Origin of the sequence: Streptomyces sp. RKND-216 (assembly GCF_004795255.1) — a bacterium.
Lineage (GTDB): Bacteria > Actinomycetota > Actinomycetes > Streptomycetales > Streptomycetaceae > Streptomyces > Streptomyces hazeniae.
In genome coordinates, this window is the sequence record NZ_SSBQ01000002.1 from 347,698 (window position 1) to 364,638 (window position 16,941).

Genomic DNA, 16,941 nt, shown 5'->3' on the forward strand with positions numbered 1-16,941 from the left:
GGTTTCCCCGGCCGGCGCGGGTGTGCGCGCCGGCCGAGCGGTTCAGCGGGCGGTGTGCACGTCCAGCCAGGCCAGCAGGTCGGCCTGCACCTCGTCGCGGTGGGTCTCGTTGAGGATCTCGTGCCGCGCCTGTGGGTACGCCCGCCAGGTCAGGTCCCGTGTACCCAGGTAGCGGAAGTCCTCCAGCAGTTCGTACACCAGCGTCATGCCGCCGTGGCACGGGTCGCGGTCACCGACGGCGACGTGCACGGGGAGGTCGCGGGGGATGCGGGCGAGGCGTGCGGGATCGTTGATCCGGCGCACGGCCAGGACCCAGTCCAGGGACAGTCCGGCGCTGAACGGGAAGCCGCACCGCGCGTCGGCGACGTACGCGTCGACCTCGGCCTCGTCCCGGGTGAGCCATTCGAAGCCGGTGCGGTGCGGGTAGGGGTCGTTGAAGGAGCCGAACAGCGACGGGACGAAGTCCGACAGGGCGTCCCGCCCCCGCTCCTCGACTTCACCGCGCAGCCGTTCGGCCGCGTTCTGCGTTTCGCAACCGGGCAGGGAGCGGAAGGTGCCGGACAGCATCAGTCCGTCCAGGTCGGCGCCGTACTCCTGGGCGAAGTCGCGGGCCAGCTGGGAGCCCATGCTGTGCCCGAGCAGCACGTACGGCAGGTCCGGCGGCAGCGCGGACCGCGCGCGCCGCCCGACGGTGTGCAGGTCGTCGACGACCGCGCGCCAGCCGCCAGGCCCGGCGACGCCCAGGCCGCCGGTGTGGTCGGCGGTGCGGCCGTGTCCGCGGTGGTCGGAGGCGACCACCGCGTAGCCGTGGTCGGTCAGGTGGCGGGCGAACCGGTCGTAGCGGGCCGCGTGTTCGGCCGCGCCGTGCGCGATCTGCACGAGTGCGCGGGGGCTCCCGGCCGACGGCAGCCAGGTGTACGTGGCCACGGGCGTGTCGTCCGTGGCGGGGGTGAAGTCCACGGTGGCGTCCATGCGTTCTCCTTCCTGCGCGGTGACGGCCGGCTCCTGGACGCGACGGTACGCGATCACGCCCACGCGGTCATCGGGGCGTGACGTTGGGGGATCTGCGGGGAGCGGTGCCGGGGAAGACGACGGGGAGCGTGGCGAGGCTGCGGTGGAACGGCCCGGGACGCCAGGTGAGCCGGTCGGGCGGGAGCGCCAGCTCCATCTCGGGCAGCAGGTCGAGCAGCGTCTCGATCGCGGCCTCGGCGATGACGCCGGCGATGTCCTTCGCGGGACACAGGTGCGGGCCGGCGCTGAAGGCCAGGTGGGAGTGGTTGGCGGCGAGCGCGCCGTGCGCGGCGACCGCCGGGTCGGTGTTGGCGGCGGCGTGCGAGACCAGCACCGGCACGCCGGGCGGCACCGCGAACTCGCGGCCGCGGACGTCCCGGAGGACCTGCTCGGCGACGGCGTAGTGGAAGCAGTAGTTGGACATCGGCGGCCGGGTCCACAGCACCTCGTTCAGCGCGTCGACGACGGTGAGGCTGCCGCCGGTGAGGTCGTGGCCGAACCGGTCGTCGGTGAGGAGCAGCAGCACGGAGGTGGAGATCCACGCGGACTGCGGGGCGGTACCGGCGCCCAGCAGCGCCACCAGCTGGTGGATGGTCTCCTCGTCGCTCAGCGCCGCGGAGTGGTTGAGCAGCCAGGACGTCACGTCGGCGCCCGGGGTGCGGCGTTTGGCGGCCACCAGGTCGCCGAGGCAGTTGGCGAGGTCGGCGCTGCCCTGCTGGGCGGCGGCCGGTTCGGCGTCGATCATGCTGCCGAAGGCGGCGGCCATCCGGGTCGCGATCTCGTCGGGGCAGCCGAAGAGCTGGGCGAGGACGAGAACGGGAATCCGGTCCGCGTAACCGCCGACCAGGTCGGCGCCGCCGTCCGGGCCGAAGGAGTCGATGAGCGCGACGGCGCTGCGCTGCACGTAGCGACGCAGCCGGTGGGGGTTGACGCGGGCCAGGGTGTCGTCGACGGAGGTGCGCAGCCGCAGATGGCGTTCCCCGTCGGCGAAGAGCAGGCTGGGCCGCCAACCCATCATTGGGACCACCTGGTTGTCGAAGGGCACCCGTCCCTCGGCCATGGCGGCCCAGCGGCGGGCGTCCCGGCTGAACCAGGGGCTGCGCAGCACATACAGGGCGACGTCGTAGTCGGTGACCAGCACGGCTTCGACACCGGGGGCGAGTTCGACCCAGTGGGCCGGGCCGCGGTCGCGGAGCGCCGCGTAGGCGGCGTCGGGGTCGGCGGCGAAGCGGGGGCCGTGCAGGGCCGGGACTGCCACCGGACAGCGGCCGCCGGTCCGCGGCACGGCCGCGGGGGGTGTGAGGTCGTCACGGAGGCTCCAGGTGCGGCGTGCGGTGGGGCTGGTGGGGCGGCGGACGCGGGGAGGCGCGGCCTGTCGGCGGCTCAGAGGGCGTGGAGGCCGGCCAGGACGCGTTCCAGGATCTGCACCTCGCTGAGGGGTTCCGGTGTCCGGGCCTCGGGCAGCCGGGTGACCAGGTGGCCGGTGTCCAGCAGGTCGGCGAGCAGGACGCGGGTCACGGTGAGCGGCTGCCCGAGGTGGCTGGCGAGTTCGACGACCGAGAGGAAGCCGCCGCGCACCATGTCCACGGCCGCCCGCTGCTCGGGCGCCAGCCCGGCGGTGGTGCGGTCGGGCGTCGCCGTCACCAGGGTGACCACGTCCAGCACGTGCGTGTTGCGGGTGGGCCGGGCCCGGCCGCCGGTGATGACGTAGGCGCGGACCAGATCCGCACGGCGGCGCGGGCGGCTCACCGTGGACTGCCCACGCTCTGCCGGGGCGGGCTGACCAGCTCCCGGCCCATCTGCCCGACGACCTGGTGCATGCGGTAGGCGACCGCCTCGATGTCGGCGTCGGCGCCGGTGGCGACGGACATGAACATCCCTTCCCCGGCCCGGACGGTGAGCACGAAGCCGCCGCCGAACTGCACCAGGGACTGCTCCCAGGAGTCTTCTTTGGCCCGGCAGAACCGCGCGGTGGCCCGGCTGGTCGCCTGCACGCCGGCCAGGGCGGCGGCGACGGTCTCGGCGTCGTCCCGGTCCAGGCCGGGCGAGAAGGCCCGCAGGAGGCCGTCCGCGGACACGAGGATCGCATCGAGCACACCGGGCTGGTCCAGTACCTGGCGGAGCATCCAGGCGTCACGGTTGTCGGTCATGGCTCTGGGTTCCCTTCGGTGGTCGGTCGTGCGTGGCGGGCGGCGCGGCTGCCGCGGAGGAAGCCGCCGAGCGGCGCCGGGGACAGGTCGGGGTCCGCCGTGGCGGGCGGCCCGGGCGGGGGTGCGGGAGGCCCCTCGCCGTCGGTGCGGGGGACGCGCCGGGGCAGTCCGACGGCGGTGACGGGTGGGTCCGCGGGGGCGGTGCGCTGCCGGGGCGGTGCGGGTGCCGCGGGGGCGGTGCACCGCGGCGGCGGTGCGGGTACCGCAGGGGCCACCGCGGGGACGGCCGCGTCGTCGTGGCCGGGCGGCGGGACGGCGTCGGTGAGCAGGTCGCTGGGCAGGTTCACCACGGCCCGGACGCCGCCGAAGGCGGAGCTCCCGTCGACGTGCACGGTGAAGCCGTAGCGGCGGGCCAGCAGGGCGCACACGACCAGTCCGAAGTGCGGCGGGTTGCCGAGTCCGGTCAGGTCCGGCGCAGGCCCGTCGGGAGCGAGGACGCGGGCGACGCGTTCCCGCTCGGCCGGGTTGAGCCCGATGCCGGCGTCCTCGATGACGACGGCCAGTCCGTGGTGGGTGAGCTGGAGGTGCACCTGCACCAGCGTGCTGGGGTTGGAGTAACGGGTGGCGTTCTCCAGCAGTTCGGCGAGCGTGAGGACGAGTCCCTCGACCACGCGGCCGACGACCCCCCTGCCGTCCTCCACCCGTACGAGCCGGACGCGCCGGTAGTCCAGGATGCGGCCCACCGCACCGCGCACCACGTCGACCAGCGGGGTGGCGTCGTGCTGGCGCCCGGGCCAGGAGCCGCAGACCACCGTGATCCCGGCGGACCGGCGGAGGATCTGGGCGTTGGTGTGGTCGACGACGAGCAGGTCCTCGACGAAGTCGGGGTCGTCGTGGCGCCGCAGCATGTCGGTGATCTTCTTCTGCTGGCTGTTGGCGAGCCCCTGCACCGTGCGGGCCACCGAGCGCAGCAGGCCCTGTGTCGCCTCTTCCGCCTGCTGGTGGGCCTCGGCGAGCGCTTCGGGCAGCACACGGGCCCGGTGCCGGGCCAGTTCGTCCTGCCCGGCTCGTACCTCCGCGCGGGACTCCGCCAGTTCGCGGCGCAGTCGGCGCAGGGTCCGCAGCCGCAGGGACAGTAAGACCAGCGCACACACCAGCGCCGCCTCCACGAGGGGGCGCAAGGCGTCGGCGAGGTCAGGCATGGGCAACGTCCTCGGGGGCTCGGGGGAAGGCCGGACAGCGGAGAACCGTCACGCTATACGCCCCCGCGACCACACAGAGTCGTCTCCGCGCCGTTCGCCACCCTCGCCAGACCCGATCGAGTGACGCCCGACACCCTGAAAGGGGAAGCATGCGGAGCGTAACCCCGGTGTGGTGTACACGAGTTGACCCAGCGAAGGACAGCGGCCGCCGGGCGGCGGAGAGACACCGAGGAGTCGTCCGGAGCGCAGCGGCCCAAGCCCGGGACGTCTGAGTCGGCACGCATGCTCGTACGGTATATGCCTCGCCACGGAACGTGAACCCCTGTGCGAGTGCCGTATCGTCGGGAGGGCCGGAATCGAGCCATCGCCGACCGCCCACCGGGCCGGGGCATACCCTCAAGGAGCGCATGTGACGCAGCAGTCCGCCGAGCCGAAGCTGACCGGGGTGCGCAACTTCCGCGACGTGGGCGGACTGCCGGCCGCCGAGGGGCGTCGGGTGCGTCCGGGCGTCCTGTTCCGCAGCGGCCATCTCGCGCACGCGACCGCGGAGGACGTGGAGTTCCTCGGCGGCCTGGGGCTGCACACGGTCTTCGACTTCCGCAACGCGGCCGACCAGGCCCTGGAGGGGCCGGACGCCCGGCTGCCGGGCGTCCGCAACGTCAACATTCCGCTGACGGACCCGGCGGAGGGCGCGGAGTTCTGGCGGATGGTGCGGGACGGGGACATGGCGCAGCTGCGCCGGGCGCTCTCGGACGGGCAGGCGGCCGGCCGGATGACCGCCTCGTACCGGTCGATCATCCGGCACCGGACGGGCGAGCACAGCAGAGTGCTGCACGCCATGGCCGAGGACAGCCTGCCCGCCCTGATGCACTGCGCCGCGGGCAAGGACCGTGCGGGCCTCTCCGTCGCCGTGACGCTGCTCGCGGTAGGCGTGGACCGGGAGGCGATAGAGGCGGACTACCTCACGTCGAACTCCCCGCACCGCCGCTACAAGGTGCACCGCTCCGAAGGCGCGGAGGGCGGGCTGTCGCCCGAGGTGATGGAGCTGCTGGCGCCGCTCTTCGACGCCCGCCCCGCCTACCTCGCGGCGGCGTACGACGCCATCGAGGAGACGTGGGGCGGGGTCGAGAGCTACCTCGGGCAGGGTCTGAAGCTGTCGGACGGGACGCGCGAACGGCTCCGGGCCCGCCTGCTCGAGGACTGAGCGCGACGGGCGGCGAGCCTCTCACGCCTTCGAGCCGCCCACGGTCTCGCGCACGGCCCGCAGCGACTCCCTGAGCGAGCCCATCGTCGCCAGCACGGCTGTGGGCTCGTACCCGCAGTGCGCCATGCAGTTGGCGCACCGCGCGTCGCGGCCGCGGCCGTACGCCTCCCAGTCGGTCTCCTCCACCAGCTCGCGGTAGGTGGCCACATAGCCGTCGCTCATCAGGTAGCAGGGGCGCTGCCAGCCGAAGAGGGAGTAGTTGGGGATCGCCCACGCGGTGCAGGGGAAGTCGGCCCGGCCTTCCAGGAAGTCGAGGAAGAGCGGGCTGTGGTTGAGCCGCCAGCGGCGGCGGTTGCCGCCCGCGAAGGCCTTCCGGAAGAGCGCGCGGGTCTGCTCAACGCCCAGGAAGTGGTCCTGATCGGGTGCCTTCTCGTAGGCATAGGCGGGCGAGATCATCATCTCGTCGACCCGCAGCTCGTCGTTGAGGTAGTCGAGCACGTCCACGACGGTCTGCGGGGTGTCGGTGTTGAAGAACGTCGAGTTGGTGGTGACTCGGAAGCCGCGCCGCTGGGCCTCCCTGATCGCGGCCACCGCCTCGTCGAAGACGCCCTCCTTGGCCACCGAGGCGTCGTGGCGCTCACGGAGCCCGTCGATGTGCACCGCGAACGCGAAGTACGGCGACGGCGTGAAGAGGTCCATCTTCTTGCGCAGCAGCATCGCGTTGGTGCACAGGAAGACGTACTTGCGGCGGGCGACGAGCTGCCGCACGATCTCGCCGATCTGCGGGTGCATCAGCGGCTCGCCGCCCGCGATCGACACCATCGGCGCGCCCGACTCCAGGACCGCACCGACCGCCTGCGCGACCGGCATGCGCTGCTTGAGCACGCCCGCCGGATGCTGGATCTTGCCGCAGCCCTCGCAGGCCAGGTTGCAGGCGTAGAGCGGCTCCAGTTCGACGATCAGCGGGAACTTGTCCCGCCTGCGGAGCTTCTGTTGGGCCAGGTAGGTGCCGATGCGGACGGTCTGACGGAGCGGCATGGCCATGGCGGCTCACCTCCGGGAGAGCGGCAGGGATCGGTGCCAGGCGAGGAGCGCCGGCAGCAGGGTGCACAGGACACGGAATGCCGATATTCCTCCCCGCAGCGTCCCGATCCGCAGCAGCTCGTGCCCGGGAGCGTCCACCACCACCCGTACGGCGGTCACCGGGCGGTCCCGGGCGCCACGGACGGCGGCGCCCAGGGACGCGGCGGACTCCATGTCCACGGCGACCGCTCCGGTACGGCGCAGCGCGGCGCGCCGCCCCCCGCGCACGACGTGGTCGGATCCGGCGATCGGGCCGGTGTGGACGGTGCCGAGCTCCGCCAGGGCCCGGGCGAGCGGCGTGTTTCCGGTGCACGGGGTGCGGCCGGCGGCGTCGCGGGTCTCGTCGGCGAGGACCAGGTCGCCGGGGCGCATCCCGGGCAGCAGCCCGGCGCAGAACCCCGCGGCGACCACGGCGGTGCCGCCCGGTACCGGCTCGTCCCGCAGGGCCCGCGCCAGGGCACCGCGGGCGGCCGCGGGGCCCATGCCGGTGCGGAGCACCGTCACGGGACCCGGGCCGACAGCGGTGCCGGTGCGGCGGGTCAGCGCGAACCGTTCGACGCCGAGCGCGCAGGCGACCAGCAGGGGCGCGGCGGCAGGCAGCCGGGTGCCCGCCCCGGGCGGCGGGGCGGGCACGGGACCGGGCCGCCCGTTCACGCCGCGGCCCGGGGCTCCGGATTGCCGTGCAGGTAGCGGCCGAGAGCCATCAGCGGGAACACCTGCCGGTAGAGGTGGTAGTTGATGGAGAAGTCCCAGGGGAAGCCGGTGCCGGTGAACCACGGCTCCTCCCAGGAGCCGTCCTCCCGCTGCGTTCGGGCCAGCCACTCCACGCCCCGGCGGGCGGCCTGGCCGTCCCGTTCGCCGGCGGCGAGCAGGGCCAGCAGCGCCCAGCCGGTCTGGGAGGCTGTGGAGGCGCCGCGGCCGACCCAGTCGGGCTCGGGGTAGGAGCGCAGGTCCTCGCCCCAGCCGCCGTCGTCGTTCTGGACCTTCTCCAGCCAGGCGACGGAGCGTCGGATCGCCGGGTGGCCGTCGGGGACGCCGGCCGCGACGAGTGCGGGCACGACGGCGCCGGTGCCGTAGATGTGGTTGACGCCCCAGCGGCCGAACCAGGCTCCGCTCGCCTCCTGTTCGGCGAGCAGCCAGCGCACGGCGCGCCGGGTGGCGGGCTCGTCGGCACGGCCCTCGTGGGCCAGCATCTCCACCACGTGCGCGGTGACGTCGGCCGACGGCGGGTCGATGACCTCGCCGAAGTCGCAGAACGGCAGCCGGTTGGGGAGGCTGCTGGTGTTGTCGGCGTCGAACGCACCCCAGGCCCCGTTCCGGGACTGCATGCCCAGCGACCAGCGCACGGCACGGGCGACGGCGGCGTCGATCCGTGACGGGTCGGGGTGCCGCAGGCGCCGGAGCGCGAGCGCCACCTCGGCGGTGTCGTCCAGGTCGGGGTAGGTGACGTTGTGGAACTCGAACGCCCAGCCCCCGGGCGGCAGTCCGGGTCTGCGCACGGACCAGTCGCCGGGCCGGGTGATCTCCTCGCCCAGCATCCAGTCGCCGGCCTTCAGCAGCGCGGGATGGTCGGCGGGGAGGCCGGCGTCGGAGAGGGCGAGCGTGGCCAGGCAGGTGTCCCACACCGGTGACTGGCAGGCCTCGACCATGCGGACCGGCCCGTCGGGGGTCTCCCGCCACACAGCGAAGCGGTCCAGGGACTCCAGCCCGGCGCGCAGCACCGGGTGGTCCAGGTCGTAGCCGAGCAGCCGCAGCGCGATGACGGAGTACACCGCCGGAGGCTGGATGCCGCCCCAGCAGCCGTCGTTCTCCTGGCGCTCGACGATCCACCGGCCGGCGTCCCGCAGTGCGGAGCGTCGCAGCGGCCGCAGGGCGACGCCCCGGTAGGCGTGCAGCGCGCGGTCGAGGCGCTGGAAGACGCCGTCCCAGGTGAACGCGGAGGCCGTGCGACCGCGAGGCGGGCAGGGCCGGGCGGGGTCGCGGTGCAGTTCGTCCAGTGCGAACGGGGCCGGCCGCACCGGGCGGTGCGCCGAGACCACGGTGAGCGGCACGATGGTCTGCCGCGCCCAGCAGCCGAAGTCGTAGATGTTGAGCGGGAACCAGCGGGGCAGGTAGACCAGCTCCGGCGGCAGCTCCGGCAGGTCCTCCCAGCGCCACCAGCCGAACAGGGCCAGCCAGATGCGGGTGAAGACGCGGGCGGTGGCGACTCCGCCGCGCCCGCGCACCCAGGCGGAGGCCCGCGCCATGTGCGCGTCCGCCGGGTCGTCGCCGGCCAGACGCAGCGCGACGTAGGCCTCGACCGTGGTGGAGACGTCGCCGGGCCCACCGTGGAAGGTGGACCAGGCACCGTCCTCACGCTGCCGGGAACGGATCCAGCGGGCACTCGCCTCCGTGAGCTTGGCGTCCTGCACGCCGAGGAACTCGCGCAGCAGCAGGTCCTCGGCGTCCATGGTGACGTTCGTCTCCAGGTCGCCCTTCCACCAGCCCGCCGTGTCCTGACGGGCCAGCAGGTGCTCGACGGCGCGGGCGGCGGCGTCCTCGGCGGTTCTCCGCAGCGGGGTGCCGTGCACCTGCCCGAGCGTGGCGGCGGGGACGGCGGCGCTGCCGCTCCCGGCTGTGGTGGTCATACCTGCTCCTTCCTCACCGTTGTCTCACGACCACGAAGTCGGCGAGCGCCGTGAACTGCTCTCGCACGTGGCCGGGCATGGCGACGCGATCCAGGGCCCGCAGCGCCCCGGCGTGCTGGCGGCGAGCCTCCTGCTCCGTCCAGGCGCGCCCGCCGGCCTCCTCGATGAGGGCGGCGCGGGCGGCGAACTCGGCCTCGTCGAAGTCCTCGAACTCGGCCTGGCTCTTCTTGGCGTCGGCCGTCATCAGCTCGGCGAGGCGGCAGGCGGCGTCGCCGGGCGCGGCGAGGGCGGCGGAGACCGGCAGCGACTTCTTGCGCTGCCGCAGGTCGCTCCATGCCTTCTTGCCCGTGGTGGCCGTGTCGCCCCAGATGCCGAGCAGGTCGTCGACGGCCTGGAAGGCCAGACCGAGGTGGAAGCCGTAGTCCTCCAGGGCGTCGGCGGTGCCCTCGTCGGCGCCGCCGAGCACGGCCCCGATGGAGGTGGCGCACGCCAGGAGGGCGGCGGTCTTGTTGCCCTCCATCTCCAGGCACTCCTCGACGGTGACCCGTTCGCGGTGCTCGTAGGAGATGTCCTGGGCCTGCCCGTCGATCAGCTTGCGGGAGGCCTCGGTGAGCCGCCGGGTGGCGCGGCCCGCCTCGGGGGTGCCCAGCTCCAGCAGTATTTCGCCGGCCAGGGCGAACAGAGCATCGCCGACGAGGATCGCCTGGGCGGGGCCGTGCACCTTCCACACGGTGTCGCGGTGGCGGCGCTGCTCGTCGCCGTCCATCAGGTCGTCGTGCAGCAGCGAGAAGTTGTGCACCAGCTCGACCGCGGCTGCTCCAGGGAGGGCCGTCTCGGCGGCGGCGCCGGCGGCCTCGGCGGAGAGCAGCGCCAGGGCGGGACGTACGGCCTTGCCGCCGTCGCCGTCGGCGGGGTCGCCGTGGGCGTCGATCCAGCCGAAGTGGTAGGCGGCGACGGTGTCCATCGGGGAGGCGAGCCGGCCGACGGCGGCGCGCAGCACGGGCGTGGACAGGGCGCGGCCACGGTCCAGCAGGGCGGTGACCTTGGCGGTGTCGGCCGCGCTGGGGCCCTCGGGCAGGCCCGCTCCGGCCGTGCCGCTCCCCCGGTCTGCCGGCGCGGCGGCCTCTTCTGCGCGTTCGGTGGTGGCGCTCATGCCACGGCCCTTCTCTCGATGCGGTGCGATGGATCTGCGTCGTGCGGGCGGCCTGCTGCGTCGAGGGCCGCCCGCGCGGCGGCGAGGCCGCTCCGTACGGCGCTCTCCATGGTTGCTGGCCAGCCAGTATCGGTCCAAGCTCCGGCGAGCTGGACACCGGGCAGCCGGGTACGGCTCCCGGGGCGCAGCCGGGCGGTGCCGGGAGCGGGCGCGAAGGTGGCGGTGCGCTCCCGGGTGACGAAGAAGTCGCGCACCCGCGCGCCGTGTGCGGCGGGCAGCAGGCGTTCCAGCGCGGGCAGGTAGCGGGCGCGGAGGTCCTTCAGGGGTCGGTCGATGTCGTCGTGTGCGGCGGACTGGGAGAGGGCGAGGTACTGGCCGGGGCCGGTGAGGCCGGAGGGCTCGGTGCGGTCGAAGACCCATTGGACGTCGCTGCCGAGTGCGGCGAAGAAGGGACGGCGCAGCACCGGCCGGTCGTAGACGACGTGGACGTTGAGGATGGGCGCGTCGCCGAGCGAGAGCAGCCGGCGTGCTTCGGGCAGGGCACCGTCGGGCAGCAGCCGGTACGCCTCGCGGTGCGGCACGGCGAGGACGACGGTGCCTGCGGTGAACTCCTCGGACGGGCCGGGGCCGCTGTCGGCGGTCACCCACCAGGGTGCGGGGCGGCCCGGCGGGGGCCCGGCGGGGGTGAGGTCGCGGACGCGGGCGCGCAGCCGGACGTCCACGCCTGCGCGGTCCAGGGCGGTGCGGGCGAGCGTGTCGTGGAGGTCGCCGAGCGGGACGCGGGCGGCTCCGATGTCGGCGGCGCCGGGCGCGGACAGCAGTCCGGTGCGGAAGACCTTCGCGGCGAGCGCGAGGGAGGCGTGCGGGGCGCGTGCGTTGAGGGTGGCCACGCCCACCAGGTCCCAGAGGGCCTCGACGGCCCGGGGTGTCTGGCCCCTGCGGTGCAGCCAGGAGGCGAAGTCGGTGCGGTCCAGGTCGGGGTCGGCGGGGTCGAGGCTGCGCAGAGCGAGTGCCGCGCGTGCGGCGCTCACCCGTTCGGCGGGCGAGAGGTGCGGGTAGCCGGCGAGGCTCGCCGCCAGGTGCAGCGGGACGGGCAGGGCCGTGCGGTGCAGCCGTCCCAGTCGGCCGGTCGCCGCGTCCAGGACGGGGACGTCCAGCCGCCGCTGGACGGGAGCGAGGCGCGTGCCGCCGATGCGGCCGAGGAACCACTGGTAGGCGGTGCAGCAGCGCAGGTGCACGTGCTGGCCGTTGTCGACCGTGAGCGGGCCGGCCGGCGAGTCGCGGCGGAAGGAGAAGGCCAGTCCGCCGAGGCGCGGTCGGGACTCCAGCAGCGTGACGTGCAGTCCGGCGTCGGCGAGGCTCAGCGCGGCCGTGGTGCCGGCGATTCCCCCGCCGACGACGACGGCGCGCCGTTCCGGCGGGGGCTCGGGCTCCGCCGCGGGGTGCGCGTGCGGGCTGCGGCTCATGCACCGCTCCGCAGGGTGAGGGCGCGGCGGGCGTTGCGGGCGGCCTGTCTGCTGTCGCTGCCGACGAGCCCGCGCAGTGCGACGTAGGCCTTCTCGCGGGAGGGCAGGGAGACGCGGCCGCGGAGCACAGCGAGCGGGTCGTGGGCGATGCGGTCCAGGAGACGGTGGTAGATGCCGGCCATGGCGGCGACACAGGCGCCGGACCGGCGGTCGAGCATGGGGAGCAGGGTGTACCCCTCGTCGAAGAGGGTGCGGGCGCGTCGCACCTCGAAATGGATCAGCCCGGCGAAGTCGGCGCCGGGGGGTGGCGAGTCGGTTGAGAAGCCGCCGGAGCAGCCGAAGGTGTCGAGGTCCTCGGTGGGCAGATAGGTGCGTCCGCGCCCTGCGTCTTCCCGGACGTCGCGGAGGATATTGGTGAGCTGGAGGGCGAGGCCGAGCGTATCGGCGTACTGTGCGGCGCGAGCCGACTCGCGCGCACCGCCGCGTGCTCCGGCGCCCAGGCCGGCAGCCGTGCCGAAGACCCCGAGCGAGAGCCGCCCCACGGTGCCCGCCACGCAGCGGCAGTACTCGCGCAGTTCCTCCCAGGTCTCGTAACGGCGGCCGTGCACGTCCATGAGGACGCCGTCGATCAGCTCGTCCAGCGCCTCCAGGGGGATGGGGTAGCTGCGCGCGGCGTGTCCGAGGGCGACGGCGACCGGGTCGGTGTCGTCCTCGGACACGCCGCCGCCGCGGACCCGGGTGAGGACGGCGCGCGCCTCGGCGAGCCGCGCCTCCTTGGCGGCGACGCCGAGCGGGCCGTCGCCGATGTCGTCGATCCGTCGGGAGAAGGCGTAGAGGGCTGACATGGCGCGCCGCTTGCCCGGCGGCAGCAGGCGGATGCCGTAGGAGAAGTTCCGGGCCTGGCTGCCGGTGACGGCCTCGCAGTACGTGTAGGCGGCGAGGACGGGCGGGGACAGCCGGAGTTCGCACTGGGCTGTGACCACGGTGGTTCGGTCACCCCTCTCTTCGCAGGGCCGCACCCGCGCCGCGCAGCAGGCCGGCCTTGGTGGGTGCGGGGGGTCCGGGCAGTACGTCGTGGCCGGCGCGCCGGATCGCGGCGAGCGCCGCACGTCCCCCGCCGACGTAGCCGGCGAGCAGCAGGCGGAGCCTGCCGCGGACGCTGCGGACCAGCGGGGTGCCCTGGTCGAGCAGCCGGTGTCCGCGCTCGCACTCGAAGGCGATGAGGGCCCGCAAGGGGGCGCCGGCCGTGGGAGCGGCCAAGTCCGTCTCAGTGACCCCGAAGCGCCGCATGTCCCGGGCGGGGAGGTAGACACGGTCGCGGCGCAGGTCCTCTGCGACGTCCTGGAGGTGTTCGACGATCTGCAGGCCGGTGCACACCGCGTCGGAGTGGCGGAGGCGTTCGGGGGTGGCGGTGCCGGTGACGGCGAGCACCAGCCGGCCGACGGGGTTGGCGGACCGTTCGCAGTAGCGTTCGAGGTCCGCGAAGGTCTCGTAGCGGCGGACCTTCTGGTCCTGCCGGTTGGCCTCGATCAGGTCGAGGAAGGGCTCGGGACCGAGTGCGTGGGCCCGTACGGTCGGGACGAGCGCGGCGAGCAGCGGGTGGCGGGGCGGTCCCGCGCCCGTGGTGTCCGGGCGGCCCGTCGCGGCGTGGAGGGCGCGGTACAGGTCCGCCTCGAAGGCGTCGAGCAGGGCCAGCCGGTCGTGGGCCCTCTCCGGCCCGACGCCGAGCAGTGCGGCGTCGTGGCCGCCGGGGGCGAGGTCGCCGTCGCCGATGTCGTCCACCAGCCGGGCGTAGCCGTAGACGGCCATCAGGTCGCGGCGCCAGGCCTTGGGCAGCATCCGGGGCGCGACCGGGAAGTTCTCGTGCGCGGCCTTGTCGAGCACGGCGCGCGTCCGTGCGTCCGCTTGCGCGGTCACCGCGGGCTGCCATGATCCGGAACCGTCACATGTCCGTTTCTACACCCTCACTACGGTATGCCCCATTTCGGACACGCCCATCGGAGGTGCCCGCCCGCGAACCCGGCTCCCACCCGCTCACACGGCAACACTCAGGGAGCGGTGAATCCGGCGAGGAGCGTACGCAGCGTGCGGTCCACGGCGGCCTCCCGCCGGTCGTCCGGAAGCTGCGCGAACGGACCGTCGAGCAGCAGCACGGACAGGCCATGCACCATCGACCAGGCGGCGACCTCCGCCCCCGGGCGCCTATGGGCGGGCATCCGACCGCAGGCGACGAGCCGGTCGAGGACGTCGATCAGCATCTCGAAGGAGCGGAACTGCCACTCGCCGGACGAGGGGCTGGGCACACCGCTCTCGTTGAGCACCATCGCCAGCTCGGGCGTGTCGCAGAACGCGGAGCGGAACAGGCCCGGCTCCCGCAGGGCGAAGGAGATGTAGCCGCGACCCATCGCGAGGACGGCGTCCTCCACCTCGTCGCCGGTCGCGTCCTGACCGAGTTCACCCGCGGCGGCCATGGACTCCGCGAGGCGCCGCTGGCCACACACCTTCACCGCGAAGAGCAGGTCGCCCTGACCGTTGAAGTGGCGGTAGGCGGCGGTGGGCGACACGCCCACCCGCCGGGCGGCCGCCCGCAGCACGACGGCGTCGGGCCCGCCCTCCCGGGCCAGGTCGGTCGCGGCATCGATGAGCGCGTTGCGCAAGTCGCCGTGGTGGTAGGCGGCGCGGTGGCCGGTCTTCCCCGAGGTCTCTCCCATGTCGTCCATCCTGCCCGATGTTGACAGCATAAACATCGCCTGCTTGAGTGGATGTTGACAGCGTAAACATGAAGGGGGATCCCACCGTGTTGGATCGCATCGCCGCGCTCGCCCTGCGCCGGGCCCGCGCACTCCTGCTCCTCGGTCTGGTCGCGGTGGTGGCCATGGGAGCCGTCGGCTTCGGCGCGTTCGGAAAGCTCCAGGGCGGTGGGTTCGAGGACCCGGACGCACCCTCCAGCCGCGCCCAGCGGGTGATCGAGGAGAAGTTCGGCGGCGACACCAACCTGGTGCTGCTGGTCCGGGCCGAGGACGGCCTCGACTCCCCCGCCGCCCTGGACGCCGGACGCGAGCTCACCGCGGGCGTCCAGGACGCGCCGCACGTCACCCGCGTCGTCTCCTGGTTCACCACCTCCGACCCCGCGCTCGCCTCCGGGGACGGAGACCGGGCGCTGGTCCTCGCCCACGTGGAGGGCGACAGCACCACCCTCGCCGACCGGGCGAAGACCGTGACGGACGAGTGGGCCGGCGACCGCGGCGCGGTCACCGTGCAGGCCGGGGGCTTCGCCGCGCTCAACAACGACATCACCTCCCAGGTCTCGGAGGATCTGGCGCTGGCCGAAGCCATCGCTGTGCCGCTGACCCTGATCCTGCTGGTCATCGCCTTCGGCAGCGTGGTCGCGGCACTGCTGCCGCTGGCCATCGGGCTGATCGCGATCCTCGGCACCTTCGCCGAGTTGTACGTGCTCGGCTCGCTCACCGACGTCTCCGTGTTCTCGGTCAACCTCACCACCGCTCTCGGCCTGGGCCTCGGCATCGACTACGGACTGCTGCTGGTCAGCCGGTTCCGGGAGCGGCTGGCCGAGGGCGACGAGGTGCCCGCGGCGCTGCGCACGACGGTCACCACGGCCGGGCGCACGATCGCCTTCTCGGCGGCCACGGTCATCGCGGCGCTGTCCGCACTGATGCTGTTCCCGCAGTTCTTCCTGCGCTCGTTCGCCTATGCGGGCATCGGCGTGGTGGCGATCGCCGCACTCTCCGCGCTGATCGTCGTACCCGCCCTGCTGGCCGTCCTCGGACACCGCGTCAACGCGGGACGGGTGCCCTGGGCGAAGACCGTGCGACGCGCCGACGCCCCGGTGTGGGGACGCCTCGCCGGGCTGGTCATGCGGCGCCCCGCGCTGACCGCGCTGCCGGTACTCGCGGTCCTGCTGCTGGCGGCGAGCCCGCTGCTCGGCGCCACCTTCGGCACGCCGGACGAGCGAGTCCTCCCGGAGCAGGCGCAGAGCCGGCAGGTCTCCACCGCGGTCGCCGAAGGCTTCCCCGGCAACGACGCCGGAGCGATCCAGGTCGTCACCGAGGGCGCCGCCCCCGCGGGCGACCTGGCGCCGTACGCCGAGCGACTGTCACGGCTGGACGGCGTGGCGCGCGTGCAGGCGAGCACCGGCGTCTACACCGACGGCCGTGCCACTCCCCCGGGCCGGGCGGCCGAGGCCCTCGCCCGGCCGGACGCACAGCGGGTGACCGTCGTCAGCACCCTGGAGCCCAAGTCCGCCGAGGCGCAGGACCTGGTGCGCGAGGTGCGGGCCGTCGACGGTCCGGGAGGCGTCGGCACCCTCGTCGGTGGCCCGGACGCGCAGCTCGTCGACTCCAAGCAGGCCATCGCCGACCGGCTGCCTGCCGCGATCGGCATGGTGGTCGGCACCACCCTCGTCCTGCTGTTCCTCTTCACCGGGAGCGTGGTCCAGCCACTGCGGGCCCTGGTCCTCAACACGGTGAGCCTGACCGCGGCCATCGGCGCCATGGTGTGGATCTTCCAGGACGGCCACCTTTCGGGCCTGCTCGGCTTCACACCGATGCCCATGGACACCTCCATGACGGTGCTGCTGTTCTGCATCGTCTTCGGGCTGTCCATGGACTACGAGGTGTTCGTGACCAGCCGGATCAAGGAGCTGCACGACGCGGGCGCCGACGACACCACGGCGGTGACCAGGGGTCTCGCCCGGACCGGGCGCATCGTGACCATGGCCGCCGGACTGCTGGCCGTGAGCTTCTTCGCGTTCGTCAGCGGGGAGGTGAGCTTCCTCCAGATGTTCGGGCTCGGCAGCGGCCTGGCGATCCTCATCGACGCCGTCGCGGTGCGCGGCGTGCTGGTCCCCGCCGCGATGCGGCTGCTGGGCCGCCACGCCTGGTACGCGCCGCGGTGGCTGCGCCGGGTGCACGGCCGCGTCGGCCTCGACGAGGGCGGCGGCACCGCGCCCGCGGCGGAACGGGAGCGCACCCCGGCCGGCGTCTGAGCGCACACGCGTCGGGCCCGCGCCCTCCGGAGGACCGGAG

General features: G+C 74.1%; 15 protein-coding genes. 2 read left to right on the plus strand and 13 right to left on the minus strand.

All coding sequences use genetic code 11. The annotated features are described in order from the left end of the window. Nucleotides 1-42: 42 nt before the first annotated feature. From E4198_RS01750 to E4198_RS01770, 5 genes are all read right to left on the minus strand, one after another. Entirely contained in the window at nt 43-972 is a 930-nt protein-coding gene (locus E4198_RS01750; RefSeq protein ID WP_136181563.1) for an alpha/beta hydrolase, read from the minus strand. 67 nt (nt 973-1,039) lie between these two features. After that, entirely contained in the window at nt 1,040-2,269 is a 1,230-nt protein-coding gene (locus tag E4198_RS01755) for a cytochrome P450 (protein ID WP_136181564.1), read from the minus strand. Nucleotides 2,270-2,394: 125 nt separating this feature from the next. Continuing rightward, nucleotides 2,395-2,760, minus strand: a complete 366-nt coding sequence (locus E4198_RS01760) for a DUF742 domain-containing protein (protein ID WP_136181565.1) — start codon at nt 2,758-2,760, stop codon at nt 2,395-2,397. Continuing rightward, entirely contained in the window at nt 2,757-3,161 is a 405-nt protein-coding gene (locus E4198_RS01765) for a roadblock/LC7 domain-containing protein (RefSeq protein WP_136181566.1), read from the minus strand. Before E4198_RS01765 ends, E4198_RS01760 begins: the two co-directional genes overlap by 4 nt. Further along, entirely contained in the window at nt 3,158-4,363 is a 1,206-nt protein-coding gene (locus tag E4198_RS01770; protein ID WP_136181567.1) for an ATP-binding protein, read from the minus strand. Before E4198_RS01770 ends, E4198_RS01765 begins: the two co-directional genes overlap by 4 nt. A 409-nt stretch (nt 4,364-4,772) precedes the next feature. Between E4198_RS01770 and E4198_RS01775 the strand changes: the two genes are divergently transcribed. Further along, on the plus strand, nt 4,773-5,567 hold the full coding sequence (locus tag E4198_RS01775) for a tyrosine-protein phosphatase (RefSeq protein ID WP_136181568.1): 795 nt from the start codon (nt 4,773-4,775) through the stop codon (nt 5,565-5,567). 21 nt (nt 5,568-5,588) lie between these two features. On the opposite strand, the gene hpnH is transcribed toward E4198_RS01775, so the two are convergent. From hpnH to E4198_RS01815, 8 genes are all read right to left on the minus strand, one after another. Further along, complete coding sequence (gene hpnH / locus E4198_RS01780; RefSeq protein WP_027762268.1) at nt 5,589-6,611, minus strand: adenosyl-hopene transferase HpnH; 1,023 nt, start codon at nt 6,609-6,611, stop codon at nt 5,589-5,591. A gap of 6 nt (nt 6,612-6,617) precedes the next feature. Beyond that, a complete protein-coding gene (locus E4198_RS01785; protein ID WP_247597508.1) occupies nt 6,618-7,283 on the minus strand; it encodes a 1-hydroxy-2-methyl-2-butenyl 4-diphosphate reductase in 666 nt (221 codons plus the stop codon). A 17-nt stretch (nt 7,284-7,300) separates the two neighbouring features. Next, the gene (gene shc, locus E4198_RS01790; protein WP_136181569.1) at nt 7,301-9,277 is read right to left on the minus strand and encodes a squalene--hopene cyclase; all 1,977 of its coding nucleotides are present in this window, start codon (nt 9,275-9,277) and stop codon (nt 7,301-7,303) included. Between the two features lie 13 nt (nt 9,278-9,290). Beyond that, a complete protein-coding gene (locus E4198_RS01795; protein WP_247597842.1) occupies nt 9,291-10,355 on the minus strand; it encodes a polyprenyl synthetase family protein in 1,065 nt (354 codons plus the stop codon). A 71-nt stretch (nt 10,356-10,426) separates the two neighbouring features. Continuing rightward, on the minus strand, nt 10,427-11,896 hold the full coding sequence (hpnE, locus tag E4198_RS01800) for a hydroxysqualene dehydroxylase HpnE (RefSeq protein WP_136181571.1): 1,470 nt from the start codon (nt 11,894-11,896) through the stop codon (nt 10,427-10,429). Next, complete coding sequence (gene hpnD, locus E4198_RS01805; RefSeq protein WP_136185123.1) at nt 11,893-12,852, minus strand: presqualene diphosphate synthase HpnD; 960 nt, start codon at nt 12,850-12,852, stop codon at nt 11,893-11,895. Before hpnD ends, hpnE begins: the two co-directional genes overlap by 4 nt. 37 nt (nt 12,853-12,889) lie before the next feature. Next, complete coding sequence (gene hpnC / locus E4198_RS01810) at nt 12,890-13,813, minus strand: squalene synthase HpnC (protein WP_136181572.1); 924 nt, start codon at nt 13,811-13,813, stop codon at nt 12,890-12,892. A gap of 131 nt (nt 13,814-13,944) precedes the next feature. Beyond that, nucleotides 13,945-14,616, minus strand: coding sequence for a TetR/AcrR family transcriptional regulator (locus E4198_RS01815; protein ID WP_247597509.1), 672 nt, complete (start codon nt 14,614-14,616; stop codon nt 13,945-13,947). Nucleotides 14,617-14,693: 77 nt separating this feature from the next. Between E4198_RS01815 and E4198_RS01820 the strand changes: the two genes are divergently transcribed. Then, complete coding sequence (locus tag E4198_RS01820; RefSeq protein WP_136181573.1) at nt 14,694-16,901, plus strand: MMPL family transporter; 2,208 nt, start codon at nt 14,694-14,696, stop codon at nt 16,899-16,901. Nucleotides 16,902-16,941 lie beyond the last annotated feature (40 nt).